The 23,480-nt window shown below is 62.9% G+C and carries 16 protein-coding genes; 11 read left to right on the forward strand and 5 right to left on the reverse strand.

Annotation, left to right across the window (positions count from 1 at the left end; translation table 11 throughout):
* The first annotated feature begins 164 nt into the window (after nucleotides 1–164).
* From M2267_RS11680 to M2267_RS11710, 7 genes are all read left to right on the forward strand, one after another.
* Nucleotides 165–1,616: a homospermidine synthase gene (locus tag M2267_RS11680; protein WP_429114701.1), complete on the forward strand. Its 1,452-nt coding sequence runs from the start codon at nucleotides 165–167 to the stop codon at nucleotides 1,614–1,616.
* A 173-nt stretch (nucleotides 1,617–1,789) separates the two neighbouring features.
* Nucleotides 1,790–2,161, forward strand: a complete 372-nt coding sequence (gene omp10, locus M2267_RS11685; protein WP_043610649.1) for an outer membrane lipoprotein Omp10 — start codon at nucleotides 1,790–1,792, stop codon at nucleotides 2,159–2,161.
* Nucleotides 2,162–2,392: 231 nt separating this feature from the next.
* Nucleotides 2,393–4,270: a 5'-nucleotidase C-terminal domain-containing protein gene (locus tag M2267_RS11690; protein WP_429114702.1), complete on the forward strand. Its 1,878-nt coding sequence runs from the start codon at nucleotides 2,393–2,395 to the stop codon at nucleotides 4,268–4,270.
* Nucleotides 4,271–4,393: 123 nt separating this feature from the next.
* The gene (gene hemH, locus M2267_RS11695) at nucleotides 4,394–5,431 is read left to right on the forward strand and encodes a ferrochelatase (protein ID WP_429114703.1); all 1,038 of its coding nucleotides are present in this window, start codon (nucleotides 4,394–4,396) and stop codon (nucleotides 5,429–5,431) included.
* A gap of 196 nt (nucleotides 5,432–5,627) precedes the next feature.
* Nucleotides 5,628–6,623 carry an SPFH domain-containing protein gene (locus M2267_RS11700; protein ID WP_429114704.1) on the forward strand — a complete coding sequence of 332 codons (996 nt, stop codon included), beginning with the start codon at nucleotides 5,628–5,630 and terminating at the stop codon, nucleotides 6,621–6,623.
* Nucleotides 6,624–6,626: 3 nt separating this feature from the next.
* Entirely contained in the window at nucleotides 6,627–7,097 is a 471-nt protein-coding gene (locus M2267_RS11705; RefSeq protein ID WP_402325498.1) for an NfeD family protein, read from the forward strand.
* A 94-nt stretch (nucleotides 7,098–7,191) separates the two neighbouring features.
* Entirely contained in the window at nucleotides 7,192–8,640 is a 1,449-nt protein-coding gene (locus tag M2267_RS11710) for an outer membrane beta-barrel protein (RefSeq protein ID WP_429114705.1), read from the forward strand.
* A 75-nt stretch (nucleotides 8,641–8,715) separates the two neighbouring features.
* Here M2267_RS11710 and galU read toward each other — a convergent pair whose 3' ends face one another.
* Nucleotides 8,716–9,603 (reverse strand): UTP--glucose-1-phosphate uridylyltransferase GalU, encoded by an 888-nt coding sequence (galU, locus tag M2267_RS11715; RefSeq protein ID WP_043610659.1) that lies wholly within the window; start codon nucleotides 9,601–9,603, stop codon nucleotides 8,716–8,718.
* Nucleotides 9,604–10,001: 398 nt separating this feature from the next.
* Here galU and M2267_RS11720 point away from each other — a divergent pair, with 398 nt between their 5' ends.
* Both M2267_RS11720 and M2267_RS11725 read left to right on the forward strand, forming a co-directional pair.
* The gene (locus M2267_RS11720; RefSeq protein ID WP_429114706.1) at nucleotides 10,002–11,222 is read left to right on the forward strand and encodes a lytic murein transglycosylase; all 1,221 of its coding nucleotides are present in this window, start codon (nucleotides 10,002–10,004) and stop codon (nucleotides 11,220–11,222) included.
* 136 nt (nucleotides 11,223–11,358) lie between these two features.
* Nucleotides 11,359–12,609 (forward strand): SGNH/GDSL hydrolase family protein, encoded by a 1,251-nt coding sequence (locus M2267_RS11725; RefSeq protein ID WP_429114707.1) that lies wholly within the window; start codon nucleotides 11,359–11,361, stop codon nucleotides 12,607–12,609.
* An 86-nt stretch (nucleotides 12,610–12,695) separates the two neighbouring features.
* Here the strand turns inward: M2267_RS11725 and M2267_RS11730 are convergent, their stop codons facing one another.
* Together M2267_RS11730 and gltB are read right to left on the reverse strand one after the other, a co-directional pair.
* Nucleotides 12,696–14,153 (reverse strand): glutamate synthase subunit beta, encoded by a 1,458-nt coding sequence (locus tag M2267_RS11730; protein ID WP_429114708.1) that lies wholly within the window; start codon nucleotides 14,151–14,153, stop codon nucleotides 12,696–12,698.
* A gap of 108 nt (nucleotides 14,154–14,261) precedes the next feature.
* Nucleotides 14,262–18,986 carry a glutamate synthase large subunit gene (gene gltB, locus M2267_RS11735; RefSeq protein ID WP_429114709.1) on the reverse strand — a complete coding sequence of 1,575 codons (4,725 nt, stop codon included), beginning with the start codon at nucleotides 18,984–18,986 and terminating at the stop codon, nucleotides 14,262–14,264.
* Between the two features lie 554 nt (nucleotides 18,987–19,540).
* Here gltB and M2267_RS11740 point away from each other — a divergent pair.
* Entirely contained in the window at nucleotides 19,541–20,587 is a 1,047-nt protein-coding gene (locus tag M2267_RS11740) for a threonine aldolase family protein (RefSeq protein ID WP_429114710.1), read from the forward strand.
* An 18-nt stretch (nucleotides 20,588–20,605) separates the two neighbouring features.
* Here M2267_RS11740 and M2267_RS11745 read toward each other — a convergent pair whose 3' ends face one another.
* Nucleotides 20,606–21,463 (reverse strand): LysR family transcriptional regulator, encoded by an 858-nt coding sequence (locus tag M2267_RS11745; protein WP_429114811.1) that lies wholly within the window; start codon nucleotides 21,461–21,463, stop codon nucleotides 20,606–20,608.
* Between the two features lie 94 nt (nucleotides 21,464–21,557).
* Between M2267_RS11745 and M2267_RS11750 the strand changes: the two genes are divergently transcribed.
* Nucleotides 21,558–22,550, forward strand: a complete 993-nt coding sequence (locus tag M2267_RS11750; RefSeq protein ID WP_429114711.1) for a bile acid:sodium symporter family protein — start codon at nucleotides 21,558–21,560, stop codon at nucleotides 22,548–22,550.
* 94 nt (nucleotides 22,551–22,644) lie between these two features.
* Here the strand turns inward: M2267_RS11750 and M2267_RS11755 are convergent, their stop codons facing one another.
* Nucleotides 22,645–23,106, reverse strand: a complete 462-nt coding sequence (locus M2267_RS11755) for an Hsp20 family protein (protein ID WP_034786801.1) — start codon at nucleotides 23,104–23,106, stop codon at nucleotides 22,645–22,647.
* Nucleotides 23,107–23,480: the final 374 nt, after the last annotated feature.

Consider the following 23,480-nt stretch of genomic DNA (forward strand, 5'->3'; position numbering starts at 1 on the left):
CGGCTCTTTATTGTGACAGCAATCTATGCTCTACAGCGCCGCGTGCCCCACGGGCACAGCGGCCGTTTCGGCACACTCGTACGAGCCAGACAGCGGCCACAGCCGCTTCCTCACGCTTAGTCACCCACCGCCACAGGGAAAGTTTTCTCAGGAGTAAGACAAAAATGGCAGATACCACCTATCCGGTTTACGGCGAGATCACCGGTCCGATCGTCATGATCGGTTTCGGCTCGATCGGTCGCGGCACCTTGCCGCTGATCGAGCGCCACTTCAAATACGACAAGAACCGGTTGATCGTGGTCGAGCCCCGTGAGGATGCCGCCGACAACGAGATCTTCGAACGCCACGGCGTTCGTCACGTTCGCGCGCATGTGACCAAGGACAACTACAAGGAACTGCTGAAGCCGCTCCTGACCGAAGGCGAAGGCCAGGGCTTCTGCGTCAACCTGTCGGTCGACACCGGCTCGGTCGATCTGATGAGGATGTGCCGCAAGCTTGACGTTCTCTACATCGACACGGTCGTCGAGCCGTGGCTCGGCTTCTATTTCGACAGCGAAATGGACAATTCCGAGCGCACCAACTATGCGCTGCGCGAAACCCTGCGCAAGGAAAAGGAAAAGAACCCGGGCGGCACGACCGCGGTTTCCACCTGCGGCGCCAATCCGGGCATGGTCTCCTGGTTCGTCAAGCAGGGCCTCCTCAACCTCGCCAACGACCTTGGCGTGAAGTTCGAAGAGCCGCATCAGGACGACCGCGAAGGCTGGGCCAAGCTGATGAAGAAGGTCGGCGTCAAGGGCGTGCATATCGCCGAGCGCGACACCCAGCGCACCAAGAACCCGAAGCCGTTCAACACCTTCTGGAACACCTGGTCGGTCGAAGGCTTCATCTCCGAGGGCTTGCAGCCAGCCGAACTCGGCTGGGGCACCCATGAAAACTGGATGCCGAAGAACGCCAAGAAGCACAAGAAGGGCTGCAAGGCGGCGATCTACCTGGAGCAGCCGGGCGCCAACACCCGCGTGCGCAGCTGGTGCCCGACCCCCGGCCCGCAGTATGGCTTCCTCGTGACCCACAACGAAGCGATCTCGATCGCCGACTTCTTCACGGTTCGCGACAAGGACGGCGAAGTCACCTATCGCCCGACCTGCCACTACGCCTACCATCCGGCCAACGACGCGGTTCTGTCGCTGCACGAAATGTTCGGCAACGGCGGCAACGCCCAGCCGGTGCACCACGTCCTTGACGAAAAGGAACTGGTCGACGGCGTCGACGAACTCGGCGTGCTGCTCTACGGCCACGACAAGAACGCCTACTGGTTCGGTTCGCGCCTGTCGCTCGAAGAAACCCGCCGCATCGCACCTTACCAGAACGCCACCGGCCTGCAGGTGACCTCGGCGGTTCTCGCGGGCATGGTCTGGGCAATCGAGAACCCGAAGTCCGGCATCGTCGAAGCCGACGAGATGGACTACAAGCGGTGCCTCGAAGTGCAGCTGCAGTACCTCGGCCCGGTCGAAGGTCACTACACCGACTGGACCCCGCTCGACGGTCGCCCGGGCCTCTTCCCGGAAGACATCGACACCAAGGATCCGTGGCAGTTCAAGAACATCCTCGTTCGCTAAGCTGCTGAGACGTAAGCGCATCCGGCCCGGGACACGAACGTGCCCCGGGCCTTTTCATCTCTGGCGGAAAAGCCGGAGGCCGCGGCCTGCCGCTCTTGCTTTCAACTCATGATCGCGGCATGGTCTGCCGGAATGAAACAATCCGCTCGACCCAAACGCGGGGGAAATCGCCTATGAAGCCATTCGCCGTTCTGACCCTAATCGCAACCGCGGCGGCGCTTGCCTCCTGCCAGTCGTCGCCACGGATCATCGATGACGGTGGACAGCCGGCACGCCAGGCATCAGGCGTCGAGGGCTCCTGGGTGGACCCGAACGGTATCGTCTCGACATTTGCCGGCGGAACGTTCTCCACGCGCACGACCGACACCAATCAGCTGCTCGCCTCGGGCAACTACGTCAAGACGAGCCCGACCCTTGTCGAGATCAACATGACCTCGCTGGTGCGCAACACCCAGTCGAAGGTCGCCTGCGCTCTGGTCACCCAGAACCAGCTCAATTGCACGACCGATGCCGGGGCACAGTTCTCGCTGGCGCGACGCGGCTAATACAGCAAACCGGAAACAACAAAAGCCTCCACCCGGAGGCTTTTTTCGTTTCAGCGCCACGACTTAACCTTAACGGTAAACCCGACGACCAGGGCATGGTTTTAACGCTTGAAGTCGCCTCCAAGTGATGAAAACATCCGGCCCGGCAAAGCCACCCCGATCGTGGGGACCGGACCCGTTTCGACGGCCGGATGCGGTCGGACGACAATAGGCAAAAAACAGGAGAACATCATGATCAGACACGTGCGGACCGGCCTGATGACCGCGTCCATTCTTGCCCTTTCCTCGGGCGCAGCCTTCGCCGATTATGAATTGAACATCCTGCATATCAACGACCTTCATTCCCGCATCGAATCGATCAACAAGTTCGATTCCACCTGCTCGGCAGAAGAGGAAGGCAAGAACGAGTGCTTCGGCGGCGTCGCGCGCCTGAAAGCGCTGATCGACCAGAAGCGCCAGGACCTCTCAGGCAAGAACGTGCTGCTCTTGAACGCCGGCGACAACTTCCAGGGCTCGCTGTTCTTCACCACCTACAAGGGCCTGGCGGAAGCCGAATTCCTCAACCTGATGAAGTTCGACGCGATGACCGTCGGCAACCATGAATTCGACGAGAGCGAAGACGGCCTTGCCGGCTTCCTCGACAAGATCGCCTTCCCTGTTGTCACCGCCAACGTGCTGCCGAGCGTCAAGTCGAAGATCGGCGACCGCATCAAGCCGTCGCTCGTGCTCGACGTCGGCGGCCAGAAGGTCGGCATCGTCGGCGCGGTTGCCAACGACACGCCGGAACTCTCCTCCCCCGGTCCGGACATCCTGATCGGTGACGACGTCGCCACCACCACGGCAGCCGTCGAGGAACTGAAGAAGCAGGGCGTCGACAAGATCATCGCACTCACCCATGTCGGCTATCCGCGCGACCTCGCGGCCATCGCCAAGATCCCGGATGTCGACGTCGTCGTCGGCGGCCACTCGCACAGCCTGCTCTCCAACACCGATGCGAAGGCCGAGGGTCCTTACCCGACGATGGTCGACAACCCCGGCGGCTACAAGGTTCCGGTGGTCCAGGCCGGCTCCTACACCAAGTATCTCGGCGACCTCGTCGTCACCTTCGACGACAAGGGCGTGGTCAAATCTGCCAAGGGCGACCCGATCCTCGTCGACAGCTCGGTCAAGCCGGATGAGTCCGTGCTTGCCCGCGTCGCCGAACTCGGCAAGCCGATCGAAGAGCTGCGCTCGAAGATCATCGCCAAGACCGAAGCGCCGATCGACGGCTCGCGTGAGAATTGCCGCGCCAAAGAGTGCGAGATGGGCAGCCTGCTTACCGACGCCATGCTCGACCGCGTCAAGGGCCAGGGCGTGACCATCGCCATCACCAACGGTGGCGGTCTGCGCGCTTCCATCGATGCCGGCGACGTTTCGATGGGCGAAGCCATCACCGTGCTGCCGTTCCAGAACACCGTTGCGACCTTCCAGATCAAGGGCGACGGCATTCGTGCAGCCCTTGAAAACGGCCTCAGCAAGCTCGAGGAAGCCGGCGGCCGTTTCCCGCAGGTGGCCGGCATGAAGTTCTCCTTCGACAAGTCGAAGCCGGTCGGCAGCCGCGTCGTCTCGGTCGAGGTGAAGGAGGGCGAGGCCTATGTCCCGCTCGATCCGGCCAAGACCTACTCGCTCGTCACCAACAACTACATGCGCAATGGCGGCGACGGCTACGACGTCTTCAAGACGCAGGGTGAAAACGCCTACGACTACGGTCCGGGCCTCGAAACCGTGCTTGCCGACTACCTCGCCGCCCACCAGCCGTTCAAGCCTTATACCGACGGCCGCATCACCGAGGTCGCTTCGGCCGCAGGCGCTGCGACGACCGAACAGCCGGCAACCGAAGCAAAGCCAGCGGCCGACGCCACGGCAACCCAGCCGGCAACAAGCGCTGGCGGCACCGCGGCGGCGAGCGGCCCGCAGAAGCATGTGATCGCCAAGGGCGACACGCTCTGGGACCTCGCCAAGGCCTTCTACGGCGAAGGCGCACTCTGGAAGAAGATCTCCGACGCCAACGGCAAGCCGGCGCCGCGCGCCCTGCATGTCGGCAAGGAACTGGAGATTCCGGCAAAGTAAGACAATTTGCCTCTCTTTTCAGGGCCGGCGCGGGCTTCCCCGCGCCGGCTTTTCTTTTTAGAAGGACTGGAAACCGAAGGAACGAAAGCGGCGTCCCGATGCGGGGACCCGACGAGGATGAAGATGACCGATCAGCTTGCCGTGACCACTCCTGCCAACCACCCTTCCGTCAAATCCGGAAAGGTCGGCATCCTGCTGGTCAATCTCGGCACCCCCGACGGCACCGACTACACCTCGATGCGCCGCTACCTGAAGGAGTTTCTGACCGACCGCCGGGTGATCGAATGGTCGCGGCTGTTCTGGTACCCGATCCTGTTCGGCATCGTGCTCAACACCCGCCCTGGCAAGGTCGGCAAGGCTTATGAGACGATCTGGAACAAGGACCTGAACGAAAGCTACCTGCGGACCTACACCCGCAACCAGTCCGAACTGATGGCCAAGTCCTTCGCCGACCAGCCCAACGTGATCGTCGACTGGGGCATGCGCTACGGCCAGCCGTCGATCGCATCGCGCATGGACGCGCTGCAGAAGGCCGGCTGCGAACGCATTCTCGTCTTCCCGCTCTATCCGCAATATGCCGCCGCCACCACGGCCACCGTCAACGACAAGGCCTTCGAGGCGCTTCTGAAGATGCGCTGGCAGCCGGCGCTGCGCACCGTCCCGCCTTACCACGACGACCCCGTCTACATCGACGCGCTGGCGACGTCGATCGAGCGTCACCTGGCGACGCTCGACTGGGAGCCGGAAGTGGTGCTCACCTCCTTCCACGGCATTCCGAAGAGCTACTTCGACAAGGGCGACCCCTACTACTGCCAGTGCCAGAAGACCGCGCGGCTGCTGCGCGAGAAGCTCGGCTGGTCGAAGGACAAGCTCCAGGTCACCTTCCAGTCGCGCTTCGGGCCCGAGGAATGGCTGCAGCCCTACACTGACAAGACGGTCGAAAAGCTCGCCCAGGATGGCGTCAAGCGCATCGCCGTGCTCAATCCCGGCTTCGTCTCCGACTGTCTGGAAACGCTGGAAGAGATCGCCGAGCAGGCGGCCGAGAGCTTCCATCACAATGGCGGCGAGAAGTTCACCCACATCCCCTGTCTGAACGACAGCGCCGAAGGCATGGCCGTGCTCGAACACGTCGTGCGCCGGGAGCTTGCCGGCTGGCTTTGAGCCTCCCGCTAGCCCACTTGAAAACGGCACGCCGATCACCACCTCAGGATGAAGGAGCCGCGCGCGCGCCCACCGGCGAGTGCGCCTTTCTAACATTTTGAATTTACGCGCAATCCGCGGAAAACCGATTCCGAATGGAAACGGAATACGCTAGACTGCAGCCACAGGTCGAGATTGCAATTTAAGGGGGTATATCTTGGGCGGAATGGATATCGTCGTCATTGGCTTCGTGGTGCTTATCATCCTGGTCCTCTTCATGGGGATCAAGACGGTGCCCCAGGGCTACCGCTATACGATCGAACGCTTTGGCCGGTACACGAAAACGCTTGAGCCTGGTCTCAACCTGATCGTTCCCTTCATCGACCGGATCGGCGCGAAGATGAACGTGATGGAACAGGTGCTCGACGTACCGACCCAGGAAGTCATCACCAAGGACAATGCCAGCGTCTCGGCCGATGCCGTCGCCTTCTATCAGATCCTGAACGCGGCGCAGGCCGCCTACCAGGTCGCGCACCTGGAAAACGCCATCCTGAACTTGACGATGACCAACATTCGCTCGGTCATGGGCTCGATGGATCTCGACGAGCTCTTGTCCAACCGCGATACGATCAATGACAGGCTGCTGCATGTCGTCGACGAGGCCGCCAGCCCCTGGGGCATCAAGATCACCCGCGTCGAGATCAAGGACATCGCGCCGCCGAAGGACCTGGTCGATGCCATGGCGCGGCAGATGAAGGCCGAGCGCGAAAAGCGCGCCCAGGTGCTCGAAGCCGAAGGTGCCAGAAACGCGCAGATCCTACGCGCCGAAGGCGCCAAGCAGTCGGCGATCCTGCAGGCCGAAGGCCAGCGTGAAGCAGCCTTCCGCGACGCCGAAGCGCGCGAACGTCTGGCGGAAGCCGAGGCGAAGGCGACCAGGATGGTCTCCGAGGCCATTGCGGCCGGCGACGTGCAGGCGATCAACTACTTCGTCGCGCAGAAGTATACCGAAGCGCTCGCTTCGATCGGCACCGCCAACAACCAGAAGATCGTGCTGATGCCGATGGAAGCCTCGGCGCTGATCGGTTCGCTCGGCGGCATCGGCGCCATCGCCAAGGAAGTGTTCGGCAACGGCGACACCACGCCGGCGAGACCGCGCCAGTCGACGCCGCGCACCACGCCGGCCTTCCCGGCCGATCCCTCGCAAGGGAAGTAACCCATGATCGAACGCGCCATTCAAGAACTCGGGCCCTGGAGCTGGTGGGTTCTGGGCTTCGTGCTTCTGGCAGCCGAGCTCGTCGCGCCCGGCGTGTTCCTGATCTGGATCGGCGTCGCGGCCCTTGTCGTCGGCATCCTGTCCCTCCTCCTTTGGGAGGTCGGTTTCTGGATTTGGCAGGTTCAGCTGGTGCTTTTTGCACTGCTGTCGGTGGCGGCCGTTCTGCTCGGCCGCCGCTTCGTTCTCTCCACCTCCGAGACATCCGACGAGCCGCTGTTGAACCAGCGCGCCGAAAGCCTCGTCGGCCGCACGGCGGTGTTAGAGAAGCCGATCGCCGAGGGCCGAGGGCGGATCCGGCTCGACGACACGTTCTGGATCGTCGAGGGGCCGGACCTGCCGGCCGGCACGCGGGTGCGCGTCGTTTCCACCAACGGCCGCAACCTGACCGTCGAAGGCGTAACCGCAAGCGGCTGATGCCACGACGTTTTTTCCGCTTGGAAACGATTGCTTAACCACGTCGCTTTACGATTGCGAAAGGATTGCAATCAGGCTCGTGGACAAACGGCATATGGTGCCAGGCACATCTCGCTCGACCAAAGGAGACGCGCGGCGTTCAGCCTCGCTGGCGTTACTGCTGGCTGGCACGGCGCTGCTTGTCCCGGCGTCCCTGAACGCCCAGACCGCCACCACCGCGCCGGCGACGACCTATACTGCCGGCACGGCACCGTCAGCCGTCCCGGCCACGACACCCGCGATCACCGATCCGCAGACGACCGGCGCCGTCAGCGCCGACGATCTGACACCGGCTTCAAACGAGGATTACCTCCGCCTGAACCAGCGCGAGCCGACGCTCGACGGCCTGCGGCTGCGGGCCTATGACCCCGAATACGATCGCGCAGCGGGCATTCGCCTCGGCACCTTCACGCTGCGCCCTGAAATCAGCGAGACCATCAATCACGAATGGCGCAAGGACGGCGACACCAAGACCAACCGCGGCTATCTCGAAACAGGAATTCGCGGCACCTTGACGTCGGACTGGTCGCGGCATCAGCTGATCGTCACCGGCGAAGGCGTACTGCAGAACAACATCTCCGGCGAGGGCGAGGAAGAGCCGCGCGCCAATGTCGATGCCGAATTGCGCCTCGATCTCTGGGACGAAACGATCGCCCGTCTGCGTGCCGGCTATAGCTTCGAGCGCGAAGACGCCGACGACCCGAACGCGATTTCGAACGCCAAGGACCAGTCCGCCGTCAACACCTACCGCCTTGGCGCCGCCATCGAGCGCGACTTCGGCGTGATCCGCGGCTCGGTCGGCATCGATTTCGACCGGCGCACCTATGGCGATGTCGAACTCGAAAACGGCACGAACCTGTCGGTCAAGTATCGAAACCGCAACACCGGCATGCTGACGGCCCGCGTCGGCTACGAACTGTCGCCGGCGCTGATCCCGTTCATCGAGGGCTCCGTCGGCAAGTCGCTCTACGACCTGCGCCAGGACCCGCTCGGCTTCGAACGTTCCTACCAGACCTATGCCGGACGCGGCGGTATCGAGCTCGACCTCGGCGAGAAGCTCTATGGCGAGCTCGGCCTCGGCTACGAGACCTACAATTTCGAGGATGGCCGACTTGGCGATCTCAGCGGCCTTTCGGTCGATGGCCGTCTCAACTGGTCGCCGCAACGCGGTACCGACGTGCTCTTCGCCGTTTCGACCGACCTCAACCCGTCGACGACGCCGGGTGATGCCGGCTCGATCGACTACAACTTCACCAACATCATCACCCACCAGATGCGCTCGGACCTGGTCGCGCGACTGACGAACAACCTGACGCTCCGCAACTACCCTTCGAACGCCCGTTCGTCGGACGAGACCACCTGGCGCACCGGCGCCGGCCTCACCTACGACATCAACCGCTACCTGGCGCTGACGGGCGATGTCAGCTACGAGCGTACCACCCGCGATCAGGGCGACACCACCGACATCACTCGTGTCGGCGTCGGGTTGACGCTCCGCCGCTGAGGCAATCCGATCATCAGATAAAAAAAGCCGCGCCCGATGGGCGCGGCCTTTCTGCCTTCGAGAAGAGAAAGCCGATTACTTCAGGCTGCCGAGCAGGCTCTTCAGCGGGCCTTCGACGGTCGGACGGATATCGCCACGCTCGAGCGCGAAGGCGACGTTTGCCAGGATGAAGCCGTCCTTGGCGCCACAGTCGTAGGTATCGCCACGGAAGTGGTAAGCGGCGAACTGCTGGTTGTCGGAAAGCTTGAGCATGCCGTCGGTCAGCTGGATCTCGTTGCCCGCACCGCGCTCCTGCTTTTCGAGAATCGGGAAGATCTCCGGCTGCAGGATGTAGCGGCCGTTGATGAAGAAGTTCGAGGGAGCCGTACCCGGTGCCGGCTTCTCGACCATCTTGGTGATCTTGAAACCTTCGCCGACCTTATCGCCGACGCCGACAATACCGTACTTGTGCGCCTGGTCCGGCGCGCATTCCTCAACGGCGATGACGTTGCCGCCGCTCTGTTCGTAGAGCTCGACCATGCCCTTCAGGCAGCCCTTTTCACCCTTCATGATCATGTCGGGCAGAAGCAGCGCAAACGGCTCGTTGCCGACGAGATCACGGGCGCACCAGACCGCGTGGCCAAGGCCAAGCGGCGCCTGCTGGCGGGTAAAGCTGGTGGTGCCGGCCTTCGGCAGGATGCCGTCGAGAAGGGCGATCTCGGCCTTCTTGTTGCGCTCGCGCAGCGTCTGGTCGAGCTCGACCTGGATGTCGAAATAGTCCTCGATGACGGCCTTGCTGCGGCCGGTCACGAAGATCAGATGCTCGATACCGGCTTCCAGCGCCTCGTCGACCACATATTGAATGACCGGCTTGTCCACCACCGTCAGCATTTCCTTCGGCACGGCCTTGGTCGCCGGCAGGAAACGGGTGCCCAGTCCTGCGACCGGGAACACGGCTTTGCGGACTTTACGCTTGTCGGTCATCGATACCTCCTTGAAAGGATTTCACTCATAACTCTTGCCGAATGGTCCCGGACGTCAATCCGTCCCGAACCATACAGCGCTCCGTAATGGAGCCGCAATCTCTATGCCGTCAGCTGAACACAGCATGAACCGACGAAACAAATGCATATGCGAACTCCACGACCAAGGCTTGACATTTTCTGTGGCCGAAGACGCCACCACATTTTCATGGTAAAGGGTTTGTTGACCACGTTTCTGTAGATTCGTTGCAATCCGGCAATGCAACAAGCGCGGCCGGATCCGAACCAGGAGCCGCCGACGACTGCCCCCACCGTCGAGGCTGGCCCCAGACTGCCACCTTGCGGAGTGATTCGGGCCATGACGGCCGAAACTCCGCAGAGAAACGGAACCGACAGCTGATGATCAGAAACCGCAGGACGTTTTTCCGTCATATCGCAGCCGCCCTCGTCCTATCCGCCGCCACCCTCGGCACCTCCCCCGCGCGCGCCGATACCGGGTTCCAGAACTGGATCAACGAGTTTTACGCGACCGCCGCCCAGGCAGGCATCACCAAGGCAACCTACCGCCAGGCCTTTGCCGGCGTGAAGTCGCCCGACCAGACCGTGATCGACAAGGCCAACTACCAGCCGGAGTTCAAGCACAAGATCTGGGAATATATCGATTCCCGCGTGAACCCCTACACCAAGCGCGTCGGCCAGGAGATGGCGACCAAGCACGCCCGCACGCTGAACGCGCTGGAGAAACACTTCGGCGTCGACAAGACCATTCTGCTCGCCATCTGGTCGATGGAGTCCAACTACGGCGCCGTGCTGGAAAAGGACGACCGTCTGCACTACGTGCCGCGCGCGCTCGCCACCCTTGCCTATGCGGATCCGAAGCGGTCGAACTATGCCAAGAAGCAGCTGATCGCCGCGCTGAAGATCCTGCAGAAGGGCGATATCACCCCGCGTGAGCTGACCGGCTCCTGGGCGGGCGCCATGGGCCACACCCAGTTCATCCCCACGAGCTACCTGCTCTATGCGGTTGACGCAGACGGGAACGGTCACCGCGACATCTGGAATTCCGTACCGGACGCGCTGGCCACCGCCGCCAACCTTCTGAAGAAGAACGGCTGGCAGCCGGGCGAGACCTGGGGCTACGAGGTCGCGCCGCCGGCCAATGCCGCGAAGTATTCGGGCCAGACGAAAACGCTCAAGGAATGGGCGTCGCTCGGTTTCATCAGGCCGAACGGCAAGGGCTTCCGCAATGGCAGCACGCGCGCCGAGCTCAAGCTGCCGAGCGGCGGCAACGGCCCCGGCTTCCTGATGACCAAGAACTTCTTCGTCATCAAGCGCTACAACGCCTCGGACAGCTACGCGCTTGGCGTCGGCCTGCTCGCCGACCAGATCGCCGGCTACCAGGGAATGCAACAGCGCTGGCCGCGTCCGGACGGATCGCTTGATATCAGCGAGAAGTTCGAGCTGCAGAACCGCCTGAAGGAGCTTGGCTACTACAGCGGCGAAGTCGACGGCAACTTCGGCTCCGGCTCGAAGGCCGCGATCCAGGCGTTCCAGTCGAAGAACGGGCTGGCGCCGGATGGAGAGCCGACCCAGATGCTGCTGCGGGCGCTGCGCAACTAGCAGGCTCGAAACGGTTTCACGATCTGCGTATCCGTGAGATAAAAGACCGAAAAGGCGCGCTGCATTCCCTGCGGCGCGCTGATCCGTGACAGCGGCCAGGCGCCGCCGGAACACGTATGAACGGGCAGAAAAGCAGATGACGAGCAAGCGCAGCAGGCAACAGGGCCGGACGCCGTTCGGGATTGCGACGATCATGATCGCGCTTGCGGCCATGCTCACCGTCAGCCTGTTCGCCAGCTTTGCCGAGGCGCAGGAGCGGGTGCAGCGGCGCAATCTGTTCCAGATGCTCTTTGGCGGACTGAGCCGCGAGCGGCCGGTCTATGAGGACCGGGACTATTTTCCCGAACAGCCGCGCCCGAAGCGCCAGCGCCAGCCGCAACAGCGCCAGAAGGGCCTGGGTCAACAGAAGCAGAAGCCGAAACCTGCCGACACCGCTGCCCCGGCGCCCGTGGTGGTGGAAAAGGCGCCGGATGCCAAGAAGGTGCTCGTCGTCGGCGACTTCATGGCCGGTAGCCTTGGCGACGGCCTGAAGACCGCCTTCGAGATGACGCCCGGCATCACCATCGAGACACGCGCGAACGGCTCGTCCGGTCTCGTGCGCGAGGACTATTTCAATTGGCCCGGCACGCTGCCGGGCTATGCCGGCGAAGTGAAGCCGTCGGTCATCATCATCAGCCTGGGCGCCAATGACCGACAGCAGATGCAGATCGGCAGCACCAAGGAGAAGTTCCGCTCCGACCTTTGGACGGAAGAATATCGCAAGCGCGTCAACGCGCTGGCAGCCCTTGCGCGCAAGGAAAAGCTGCCGGTTCTCTGGGTCGGCATGCCACCATTTCAGTCGGCCGCCATGACCGCCGACATGGTCACCTTCAACGGCATCTACCGCGAGGAAATCGAGAAGGTCGGTGGCCAGTTCGTCGACATCTGGGACGGTTTCGTCGACGAGGCCGGCAAATTCGTGCTGACCGGGTCCGACATCAACGGCCAGCAGGTGCGCCTGCGCGGCGCCGACGGCGTCAACCTCACCAAGGCCGGCAAGCGCAAGCTCGCCTTCTATGTGGAGAAGGACATCCGCCGGCTGCTCGGCGATGCCGCCGCGACCGACAAGAACGTACCGGGCGCCGACGAACTCAAGGACCTTGTGGTGACCGCACCGCTCGGCAACGAGGATATCGTCAAGACCCAGCCGATCGGGCTGACCGATCCGGCGCTCGATGGCGCCGCGTCCCTGCTCGGCAGCGCAGCACCGGACAAGGGCAACGGCAAGAGCCCGCGCGACCTGCTGGTGGGCAAGGGCGACGTCGCCGCCGCCCCGGCCGGTCGCGTCGATGACTTCCGCCTGTCGAAACCGAGCACGGTGATCAGCAACCCGGTGATCCGCAACTAGATCGACGAACAGTCGGCCTTCTGGCCGGCCACAAAAAAAGCCCCGCATCGCTGCGGGGCTTTTTTCATGCTTGGGAGTGAACTTGCTTAGCGCGGCAGGGTCGTCGAGCCCATCAGCGCCTCGTCGATCGCGCGCGCCGCCTGGCGGCCTTCGCGGATCGCCCAGACGACGAGCGACTGGCCGCGGCGCACGTCGCCGGCGGTCCAAAGCTTGTCGACCGAGGTCTTGTAGTCACGCTCGTTGGCAACGACGTTGGTCGATCCGCGGCGGTCGGTGTTGAGCGTCAGCTTGTCGCCGAGGTCCTTGATCACGCTGTTGGTGAAGGGACCGCTGAAACCGATGGCGATGAAGGCGAGATCGGCCTTGATGATGAACTCGGTGCCGGCGACCGGCTTGCGGCGATCATCCACCTGGCAGCACTTCACGCCGGTCAGGTTGCCGTCCTCGTCGCCGATGAATTCGAGCGTCGCCACCTGAAACTCGCGGATGGCGCCTTCGGCCTGGCTGGAAGAGGTGCGCATCTTGGTTGCCCAGAACGGCCAGACGGCGAGCTTGTCTTCCTTTTCCGGCGGCTGCGGACGGATGTCGAGCTGGGTCACCTTTACGGCCCCCTGGCGGAAAGCGGTGCCGACACAGTCGGACGCGGTATCGCCACCGCCGACGACGACGATGTGCTTGCCGCCGGCAAGGATCGGCTGCGACGGCCAGCCGACGCTGTCGATGTTTTCGCGGCCGACGCGGCGGTTCTGCTGCACGAGATAGGGCATCGCGTCATGCACGCCGGCGAACTGGACGCCCGGGATGCCGGCGTCGCGCGGCGTTTCGGAACCGCCGCAATAGAGCACGGCGTCGTGGTCGTCGAGAAGGCGCTGCATCGGCACGTCGACGCCGACATTGATGCCGCAATGGAAGGTGACGCCTTCACCCCGCATCTGATCGACACGGCGATCGATGAAGTTCTTCTCCATCTTGAAGTCCGGGATGCCGTAGCGCAAAAGCCCGCCGGGCTTGGTCTCGCGCTCGTAGACGTGAACCTCGTGGCCGGCACGGGCAAGCTGCTGGGCCGCTGCCATGCCGGCAGGTCCCGAACCGATGACCGCGACCTTCTTGCCGGTCTTGGTGACGGCCGGCTGCGGCACGATATAGCCCATCTCATAGGCCTTGTCGGCGATCGCCTGTTCGACCGTCTTGATCGCGACGGGCGTGTCTTCGAGGTTCAGCGTGCACGCTTCCTCGCACGGCGCCGGGCAGACGCGGCCGGTGAACTCCGGGAAGTTGTTGGTCGAATGCAGGTTGCGGATCGCCTCGTCCCAGTTGCCGTTGTAGACGAGATCGTTCCAGTCCGGGATCTGGTTGTGCACCGGGCAGCCGGTCGGGCCGTGGCAATAGGGGATGCCACAGTCCATGCAGCGCGCGGCCTGCTTCTGCACTTCCGGTTCTGACATCGGAATGGTGAATTCGCGAAAATGGCGGATGCGGTCGGAGGCCGGCTGGTACTTTGCCACTTGCCGGTCGATCTCGAGAAATCCAGTTACCTTACCCATCGTATCATCCTGAAAGCTTTGCGTCTGAACAGGCGCTTTTGACAAGCGCGCGTGAAGGACCCCCGCACCGATCTGCGATGAACCGGGAGCCTTGGTCACCGGGGCCTCCTATTCGGCCGCCTCTGCCATTTTCATGCGTTCCATATCCTCGAGCGCACGGCGGTATTCGACCGGCATGACCTTGCGGAATTTCGGCCGGTAATCCGTCCAGTGGTCGAGGATCTCCTTCGCCCGGGGCGAACCCGTGTGGTGAAGGTGATTGGAGATGAGCTGATAAAGCCGCTCCTCGTCGTGGCGTGTCATGTCGCCGGACACGTCGACCATGCCCTTATGCATGATGTCGCCGCCGTGATGGTGCAGCTTCTCCAGCATGTCGTCCTCTTCCGGAACCGGTTGCAGCTCGACCATCGCCATGTTGCAGCGACGGGCGAAGTCACCTTCCTCGTCGAGCACATAGGCAACACCGCCCGACATGCCGGCCGCAAAGTTGCGACCCGTGCCGCCGAGCACGACGACGACGCCGCCGGTCATGTATTCGCAGCCGTGGTCACCCACGCCCTCGACGACCGCGACAGCGCCGGAGTTGCGCACGGCGAAACGTTCACCGGCCACGCCGTTGAAGTAGCATTCGCCCGAGATCGCGCCGTAGAGCACGGTGTTGCCGACGATGATCGACTCCTGCGGGACGATCGTCGCGTTTTCCGGCGGACGGACGATGATGCGACCACCCGAGAGACCCTTGCCGACATAGTCGTTGCCGTCACCCACGAGATCGAAGGTGATGCCGCGTGCCAGGAACGCGCCGAAGGACTGGCCGGCCGTGCCCTTGAGGGTCACGTGGATGGTGTCGTCCTTCAGGCCCTTGTGGCCCCAGCGCTTGGCAAGCGCACCCGCAAGCATCGCGCCGGCCGACCGGTCGACGTTCTTGATCTCGGCTTCGATCTTGACCGGAGCCTTGGTTTCGAGCGCGACAGTTGCTTCCTTGATCAGCTTGCGGTCGAGAACGTCGTCGATCGGGTGCTGCTGGCGCGTGGTCCAGTATGTCTCTTCCTTCTTGGCTTCCACCTTGTGGAAGATCTTAGAGAAGTCGAGGCCGTTGGCCTTCCAGTGGGCAAGCGCGCTGTCCTTTTCGAGCAGCTCGGACGCGCCGACAATATCGTTGAGCTTCTTGACGCCGAGCGACGCCAGGATCTCGCGCACTTCCTCGGCCACGAAGAAGAAGTAGTTGATGACGTGCTCGGCCGTGCCTTTGAAGCGCTTGCGCAGCACCGGATCCTGGGTCGCAACGCCGACGGGACAGGTGTTCAAGTGGCACTTGCGCATCATGATGCAGCCGGCGGCGATCAGCGGTGCGGTCGCAAAGCCGAACTCGTCGGCACCGAGCAGCGCACCGATAATGACGTCGCGACCGGTCTTGAGACCCCCGTCGACCTGAAGGGCGACGCGCGAACGCAGGCCGTTCAGGACCAGCGTCTGCTGGGTCTCGGCAAGGCCAATTTCCCAGGGGCTGCCGGCATGCTTCAGCGACGTCAGCGGCGAAGCGCCGGTGCCGCCGTCGAAGCCGGCAACGGTGATGTGGTCGGCGCGCGCCTTGGCAACGCCGGCGGCAACCGTGCCGACGCCCACTTCCGAGACGAGCTTGACCGAAACGTCGGCTTCCGGATTGACGTTCTTCAGATCGTAGATCAGCTGCGCCAGGTCTTCGATCGAATAGATGTCGTGGTGCGGTGGCGGCGAAATCAGGCCGACGCCCGGCGTCGAGTGCCTGGTCTTGGCGACCGTCGCATCGACCTTGTGACCGGGCAGCTGGCCGCCTTCACCGGGCTTTGCGCCCTGCGCCACCTTGATCTGCAGCATGTCGGCATTGACCAGATACTCGGTCGTCACGCCGAAGCGGCCGGACGCGATCTGCTTGATCGCCGAACGTTCCGGGTTCATCGAACCATCGGGCAGCGGCAGGTAGCGATCGCTTTCCTCGCCGCCTTCGCCGGTGTTCGACTTGCCGCCGATCCGGTTCATGGCGATCGCCAGCGTCGTATGCGCCTCGCGGCTGATCGAGCCGAAGGACATGGCGCCGGTGGAGAAGCGCTTGACGATGTCGACGGCCGGCTCGACCTCGTCGATCGAGATCGGCTTGCGGCCAAGGGCCTCGGCGCTCTTGATCGTGAACAGGCCACGAATGGTGTTCATGCGCAGCGCCGAGGTGTTCACCATCTCGGCGAATTCGCGGTAGCGGTCCTCTGCGTTGCCGCGAACTGCGTGCTGCAGCGAGGCGATTGCGTCGGGCGTCCAGGCATGGCTTTCGCCGCGCATGCGGAAGGCATATTCGCCGCCGATGTCGAGCGAGTTGGCGAGAACCGGGTCGGCACCGAAGGCCGCCTTGTGGCGGGCGACGGTTTCGGCGGCGATCTCTTCGAGGCCGATGCCTTCAATCGTCGTCGCCGTGCCGAAGAAGAACTGATCGACAAGCTTCGACGACAGGCCGACGGCGTCGAAGATCTGCGCGCCGCAATAGGACTGGTAGGTCGAGATGCCCATCTTGGACATGACCTTGAGGATGCCCTTACCGACCGCCTTGATATAGCGGTAGACCACTTCGCTGCCGTCGACTTCCTTGGGGAACTCGCCGCGCTTGTGCATGTCGGTGAGCGTATCGAAGGCGAGGTAGGGGTTGATCGCCTCGGCGCCGTAGCCGGCGAGCAGGCAGAACTGATGCACTTCGCGCGGTTCGCCGGATTCCAGCACGATGCCGACGGACGTGCGCAGACCCTTGCGGATCAGGTGGTGGTGCACCGCGGCGGTCGCCAGCAGCGCCGGGATCGCCACGCGGTCCGGACCAACCTGACGGTCCGACAGCACGATGATGTTGTAGCCGCCCTTAACCGCCGCTTCCGCGCGCTCGCAGAGCCGGTCGAGCATTTCGGGCATACCTTCGGCACCGCGCGAAATGTCATAGGTAAAGTCGAGCGTCTTGGTGTCGAAACGATCCTCGGTGTGACCGATCGAACGGATCTTTTCGAGATCGCCATTGGTCAGGATCGGCTGGCGCACTTCAAGACGCTTGGCATGCGCCATGCCCTCGTGGTCGAGGATGTTCGGCCGCGGGCCGATGAAGGAGACGAGGCTCATCACCAGCTCTTCGCGGATCGGGTCGATCGGCGGGTTGGTGACCTGCGCAAAGTTCTGCTTGAAATAGGTGTAAAGCAGCTTGCGCTTGTCTGACATCGCCGAGATCGGCGTGTCGGTGCCCATCGAGCCGATTGCTTCCTGGCCGGTCGTCGCCATCGGCGACATCAGGATCTTGGTGTCTTCGAGCGTGTAGCCGAAGGCCTGCTGGCGGTCGATCAGGGACACGTCGCGACGGAGCGCACGCGGCTCCACCGGCTTCAGCTCCTCGAGGATCAGCTGGGTGTCTTCGAGCCACTTGCTGTAGGGGTGCTTCTGCGCGAGCGAGGACTTCACCTCCTCGTCGGAGATGATGCGGCCCTGCTCCATGTCGATCAGGAGCATCTTGCCCGGCTGCAGGCGCCACTTCTTGACGATCTTGTCTTCGTCGACCGGCAGCACGCCGGCTTCCGACGCAAGGATGACGCGGTCGTCAGAGGTAACGATGTAGCGGGCCGGACGCAGACCGTTGCGGTCGAGCGTCGCGCCGACCTGGCGACCGTCGGTAAAGGCGACCGCGGCCGGGCCGTCCCACGGCTCCATCAAGGCGGCGTGGTATTCGTAGAACGCCTTGCGCTCGGGCGACATCAGCTGGTTGCCAGCCCACGCCTCGGGGATCAGCATCATGACGGCATGCGACAGCGAGTAGCCGCCCTGCACGAGGAACTCGAGCGCGTTGTCGAAGCAGGCGGTGTCCGACTGGCCCTCGTAGGAGATCGGCCAGAGCTTGGAGATGTCGTCGCCGAAGAGCGGCGAGGATACAGAGGCTTGGCGCGCCGCCATCCAGTTGACGTTGCCGCGCAGCGTGTTGATTTCGCCGTTGTGCGCGACCATGCGGTACGGGTGCGCCAGCTTCCAAGACGGGAAGGTGTTGGTCGAGAAGCGCTGATGGACGAGCGCCACCGCACTTTCGAACCGCGGATCTGCCAGGTCCTTATAATAGGCGCCGACCTGATAGGCGAGGAACATGCCCTTGTAGACGATCGTCGAGGACGACAGCGACACCGGGTAGAAGTTGCTCTCCTCGCCCTTGTATTCGTCATAGATGCGGTTGGAGATCACCTTGCGGAGCGTAAAGAGACGGCGCTCGAACTCGGGGTTCGTGGCGGCGTCACGGCCGGCGCCGATGAAGATCTGGACATGGCGCGGCTCGGTCGCGGCGATTTCCGGCGCCTTCGACAGCGACGAATTGTCGACCGGCACGTCGCGGTAACCGATGAGCACCTGGCCCTCTTCGGTAACGACGTCCTTGATCACCTGCTTGAAGTGTTCGACCAGCGCATCGTCCTGCGGCATGAAGATGTGGCCGACGGCATATTCGCCTGCCTTCGGCAGGGTGATGCCTTGCTTGGCCATCTCCTCGCGGAAGAAACGGTCGGGAATCTGCACGAGGATGCCCGCGCCATCGCCCATCAGCGGGTCGGCGCCGACGGCACCGCGGTGCGTCAGGTTTTCGAGCATGAAGAGACCGTCGCGCACGATCTGGTGGGACTTCTGACCCTTCATATGGGCGACGAAGCCGACACCGCAGGCGTCATGTTCGTTGCGCGGATCGTAGAGCCCCTGTTTTCGCGGCAGGCCAGTCGGGAATGCGGGCGTTTTTTCAGCCGTCGCAACGCTGTGTGCGAGGTTGAGCCCAGATTGCTGTGATGGCGAATGATCCGTCATCGTTTTCCCTCCTGTTGAACCCGGCACCGCCGGGCATGGCACCGCCCGCGCATGACTCTTCGTTGCGTGCAAAGACACGCCGAAAAGCCGGGGCACTCATCGTCTCATGATCCTGATCAGGTCGCAAATAAGCACGGCATCATCAGGCACTGATGTCTGCGACCATCCTGACGGCAGGCGATAACAACCGGATGAAATCCGGTTAATCCTCCCGCTTCGCACGCCGGCTGCCACTTTTTTAGGCACTCACGGCGATTGTTCCGGTCCCTAGACCGAAATAGGACAGCAAACCTGTCCTATTTCATGTGCTCTATGCCAGAAACCACCCCCCTCCGCAAGAGGCACATCAGCAAATAATGGAGAAGATTTTGCCGAACATTGCCGGAAATTTCCGGCTTTTATAATTTAATTACGGCATATCGTCGTTTTCTTCATTTTGGTTTCAAACTGGTCTCCTGTTGGCCTTTCGGCCTCTCACCGTGATTGATCCGGCTATAAACTCGGCTAAGGTCGGCAAAAGCCGTCGAAATGACGGTGAAACAGGGTGAGAAGTGATGATTTTTTCGTCTGATAACTGGGCTGGCGCCCATCCCGCGATCGCCGAAAGCCTGATGGCGCATGCCAGCGGCTACGCATCGGCCTATGGCACCAGCGAGCTTGACCGGAAGGTGGAAAAGAAGTTCGCGGAGATTTTCGAAAGGGAGGTCGCAGTCTTCTTCGTCGGCACCGGGACGGCCGCCAATTCGCTGGCCCTGGCGACGGCCAACCGCGCCGGCGGCGTCGCCTTCTGCCATCGCGAGGCCCATGTCATCGCCGACGAATGCGGTGCGCCCGAGTTCTTTTCGCATGGCGCCCGACTGAAACCCGTCGACGGACCGCGGGGCAAGATGGAGGCCTCCCGCCTTGAAGCCGAGATCCGCCGCTTCCCGCTCGACAACGTCCACGGCGGCCAGCCCAGTGCGGTATCGCTGACGCAGGCGACGGAAAGCGGCACGGTCTATTCGCTCGCTGAGATCGAGGCGATCTCGGCCGTCGCCAAGGCGCACAAACTACCGCTGCACATGGACGGTGCGCGCTTTGCCAATGCACTCGTCAGCCTGGGCACGACGCCCGCCGAAATGACCTGGAAGCGCGGCGTCGACCTCGTTTCCTTCGGCGGCACCAAGAACGGCTGCTGGTGCGCCGAGGCGCTGGTGCTGTTCGACCTCTCCAAGGCGCATGAGATGCACTTCCTGCGCAAGCGCTCGGCCCAGCTCTTTTCCAAGTCGCGCTTCGTCTCGGCGCAGTTTGACGCCTACTTCGCAGGCGATCTCTGGCTGAACCTCGCCCGGCACGCCAATGCCATGGCCACACGTCTCGCCGAAGGCATTGCCGCCTCAAAGACGAGCCGGCTTGCCTGGCAGGCCGATGCCAACGAGGTCTTCGCCATCATCAGCAAGGATGTGGCGACGAAGCTCAGGCACGATGGCGCCGTCTTCTACGACTGGCCGGTGCCGCACGATCTTGAGGGCAAGCTTGCCAAGAACGAGGGCCTCTATCGCCTCGTCACCAGCTTTGCGACCAAGGCCGAGGACGTCGACCGCTTCGTTGCCGGTTGCTGAGCAGTATCAGCCTTGCCTTCAACTCTGCCCTTGCAGGGTCCTCAGATTGGCGAGGATTTCGACCGAGAGCGCCGCACTCAGCTTTCGGTCGACGCCCTTGCTCGGCACCAGCACGAATTCCACGTCTTCGAGCGGCGGCAGGAGACCGGCCGGGATTTCCTTCAGCCCTGACGGCACCATGCTGCGCGGCTGCACGAGCACGCCCATGCCGGCCCGGGCCGCCGCCGTCAGGCCGCTGAGGCTGCCGCAGGTGCACACGATCCGCCACGGCAGGCGGTTCCGGTCAAGCACTTCGAGCGCGACGCTGCGGGTGATGCTCGGCGGCGGAAAGGCGATCAGCGGCAGCACCTTGTCACGCTTGATCCTTTCGGGATCGCGCGCCAGCCACACCAGCGGCTCGCGATAGACGAGCTCGCCCCTGATATCGCCGAGCCTGCGCTTGGCGAGAACGAGATCGATCTCGCCATTGTCCTGCATCTGGTAGAGCACGCCGCTCAAGGCCACCGTGAGCTCCAGATCGACGGACGGATGGGCCCGGACGAAATCTTCCAGCACCGCCGGCAGCCGGCTCATGACGAAATCCTCCGAGACGCCGAGACGCAGGCGGCCGCGCAGGCTGCTTTCGGCAAACAGCGCCCTCACTTCGCCGTCGATCGCCAGCATCGAGCGCGCATGGGAAAGCAGCGCCTGGCCATCGGCGGTCAGCGAAACCCGGTGTGTATCGCGGGCAACGAGCGTGCGCCCGAGAGACGCTTCAAGCCTCTGGATATGCTGGCTGACCGTCGATTGCCCGAGCGACAGCTTCTCCGCCGCAAGCGTGAAACTGCCCATCTGCTCGAGGGCGACGAAACTGCGCAACTGCACCAGATCCAACATACTCATCTAATTCCGTGATAACTGTTATTCCTTGCATCCTGCTTCACAATGAGCGATCCCGGCAAGACGTTCGTTAACGAGCAAGTGAGCTGAGATGCGCCGCTACCTTCCCGATACCTTCACGATCCTGCTTCTGGCGACGGTGCTGCTTGCATCCGTCCTGCCGATCCATGGCGAGGCAACCGAGTGGTTCGGACTGGCGACGAAGGTGGCCGTCGGCATGGTCTTCTTCCTGCACGGCGCGCGCCTGTCGCGCGATGTGGTGATCGCCGGCATCCTGCATTGGCGGCTGCACCTGACGATCCTTGCCTCGACCTTCGTGCTCTTCCCGCTGATCGGCCTTGCGATCGGCTTCGTGCCGGATTCGATCCTGCCGCAGTCGCTCTATACCGGCATCCTCTTCCTCTGCGTGCTGCCCTCGACGGTGCAGTCGTCGATCGCCTTCACCTCGATGGCCGGCGGCAACGTGCCGGCGGCGATCTGCTCGGCGTCGGCCTCCAACATTTTCGGCATGTTCCTGACGCCGCTGCTCGTCGGGTTGCTGTTTTCCGCCGGCGGCCACGGCACCGTCACGCTCGACGCGGTCAAACAGATCCTGTTGCAGCTGCTCGCTCCCTTCGTCATCGGCCAGATGCTGCAGCCCTTGATCGGCAACTGGATCCGCGCCCGCAAGGGACTGTTGGCGCCGGTCGATCGCGGCTCAATCCTGATGGTCGTCTATCTGGCCTTCAGCCAGGCGGTGACGTCGGGCCTGTGGCAGACGTTCTCGCTGACCGATCTCGGTGTGCTCGTCATCATCGAAATCGTCATGTTGGCGCTTGTGCTCGCGGTCACCATGTATGGCAGCCGCTTCCTCGGCTTCGACAAGGCCGATGAGATTGCCATTACCTTCTGCGGCTCGAAAAAGAGCCTGGCGAGCGGCGTGCCGATGGCAAGCGCCATCTTCGCCGGTCAAAACATCGGCGCGATCGTGCTGCCGGTCATGCTCTTCCATCAGATCCAGCTGATGGCCTGCGCCGTGATCGCGCAGCGCTATGCCGCCCGGAAAGCGGCGGCTTCCACGGTGCCGGTGCCGGCCCAGCCCTGATCCAGCCCCGATTGATCCGACAACAAAAAACGGCGCCCTGACGGACGCCGTTCTTTGTGGGAGGTCTGTTTCGTGCCCTGGTCGGGCATGATGTTTAGAGGGTCTGAGCCTCGATCTGCTTCGGCTGCGATGCAACGGACGCGATCTCGATCCGACGGGGCTTGGCGGCTTCCGGGATCTCGCGGGTAAGATCGATATGCAGCAAGCCGTTCTTCAGCGAAGCCGACTTGATCTCCACGTGATCGGCGAGCTGGAAGCGGCGCTCGAAGGCGCGCTTGGCAATACCGCGATGGAGAAACTGGCTTTCTTCGCCCTTGTCCTCGGCCTTTTCGCCCTTGACCGTCAACGTGTGTTCACGCGCCTCGATCGAAAGCTCGCTCTCGTCGAAACCGGCAACGGCCATGGTGATGCGGTAGGCATTTTCGCCGGTGCGCTCGATGTTGTAGGGCGGATAGGTCTGGGCTTCACCGGGCTGGCCGAGGCTGTCGAGCATGGTGAACAGGCGGTCGAAACCAACCGTGGAACGGTAAAGGGGGGAGAAATCGAAGTGACGCATGGTGTCCTCCTTGGAGCAACGTTTGCGATGTCTGGTCGGCCACCCCATTCTGGCAGTGGCAGGACCGGTGAACGGACCCGTCTTCGGCGCCCGTGACCCTGATTTGGGGAGGCGATTTGACGACTTCAAGACGCCCCCGCCGACGATTTTTCCGTGAACCCGACATGAACGCTGGCTTCGGCTGCCGTTCAGCCCGGCGGGACTAAAACGAAACCCTGGGCCGCAACGCCCAGGCTGAAGTGACATGTCCCTTCCCCTTCAGCGGCCGGAAACGGTGATCGTCCGGATTTCACCCACCGTTTCCGGCTTTTTTCTTTGACGGCGAAGACCCTGCCGCCTATCCCTTGATGCTACCGATCAACACGCTTTCACCT

It is taken from the genome of Ensifer sp. KUDG1, from assembly GCF_050434285.1.
Taxonomy (GTDB): Bacteria; Pseudomonadota; Alphaproteobacteria; order Rhizobiales; family Rhizobiaceae; genus Ensifer.

What these genes read in the sequence shown, in the direction of transcription:
- galU (WP_043610659.1), bottom strand. Translation starts at nt 9,603, where the DNA reads ATGACCGACAAGCGTAAAGTCCGCAAAGCCGTGTTCCCGGTCGCAGGA.
- hemH (WP_429114703.1), top strand. Translation starts at nt 4,394, where the DNA reads ATGACCGATCAGCTTGCCGTGACCACTCCTGCCAACCACCCTTCCGTC.
- M2267_RS11750 (WP_429114711.1), top strand. Translation starts at nt 21,558, where the DNA reads ATGCGCCGCTACCTTCCCGATACCTTCACGATCCTGCTTCTGGCGACG.
- M2267_RS11745 (WP_429114811.1), bottom strand. Translation starts at nt 21,463, where the DNA reads ATGTTGGATCTGGTGCAGTTGCGCAGTTTCGTCGCCCTCGAGCAGATG.
- M2267_RS11705 (WP_402325498.1), top strand. Translation starts at nt 6,627, where the DNA reads ATGATCGAACGCGCCATTCAAGAACTCGGGCCCTGGAGCTGGTGGGTT.
- omp10 (WP_043610649.1), top strand. Translation starts at nt 1,790, where the DNA reads ATGAAGCCATTCGCCGTTCTGACCCTAATCGCAACCGCGGCGGCGCTT.
- gltB (WP_429114709.1), bottom strand. Translation starts at nt 18,986, where the DNA reads ATGACGGATCATTCGCCATCACAGCAATCTGGGCTCAACCTCGCACAC.
- M2267_RS11680 (WP_429114701.1), top strand. Translation starts at nt 165, where the DNA reads ATGGCAGATACCACCTATCCGGTTTACGGCGAGATCACCGGTCCGATC.
- M2267_RS11740 (WP_429114710.1), top strand. Translation starts at nt 19,541, where the DNA reads ATGATTTTTTCGTCTGATAACTGGGCTGGCGCCCATCCCGCGATCGCC.
- M2267_RS11720 (WP_429114706.1), top strand. Translation starts at nt 10,002, where the DNA reads ATGATCAGAAACCGCAGGACGTTTTTCCGTCATATCGCAGCCGCCCTC.
- M2267_RS11730 (WP_429114708.1), bottom strand. Translation starts at nt 14,153, where the DNA reads ATGGGTAAGGTAACTGGATTTCTCGAGATCGACCGGCAAGTGGCAAAG.
- M2267_RS11725 (WP_429114707.1), top strand. Translation starts at nt 11,359, where the DNA reads ATGACGAGCAAGCGCAGCAGGCAACAGGGCCGGACGCCGTTCGGGATT.
- M2267_RS11755 (WP_034786801.1), bottom strand. Translation starts at nt 23,106, where the DNA reads ATGCGTCACTTCGATTTCTCCCCCCTTTACCGTTCCACGGTTGGTTTC.
- M2267_RS11690 (WP_429114702.1), top strand. Translation starts at nt 2,393, where the DNA reads ATGATCAGACACGTGCGGACCGGCCTGATGACCGCGTCCATTCTTGCC.
- M2267_RS11710 (WP_429114705.1), top strand. Translation starts at nt 7,192, where the DNA reads ATGGTGCCAGGCACATCTCGCTCGACCAAAGGAGACGCGCGGCGTTCA.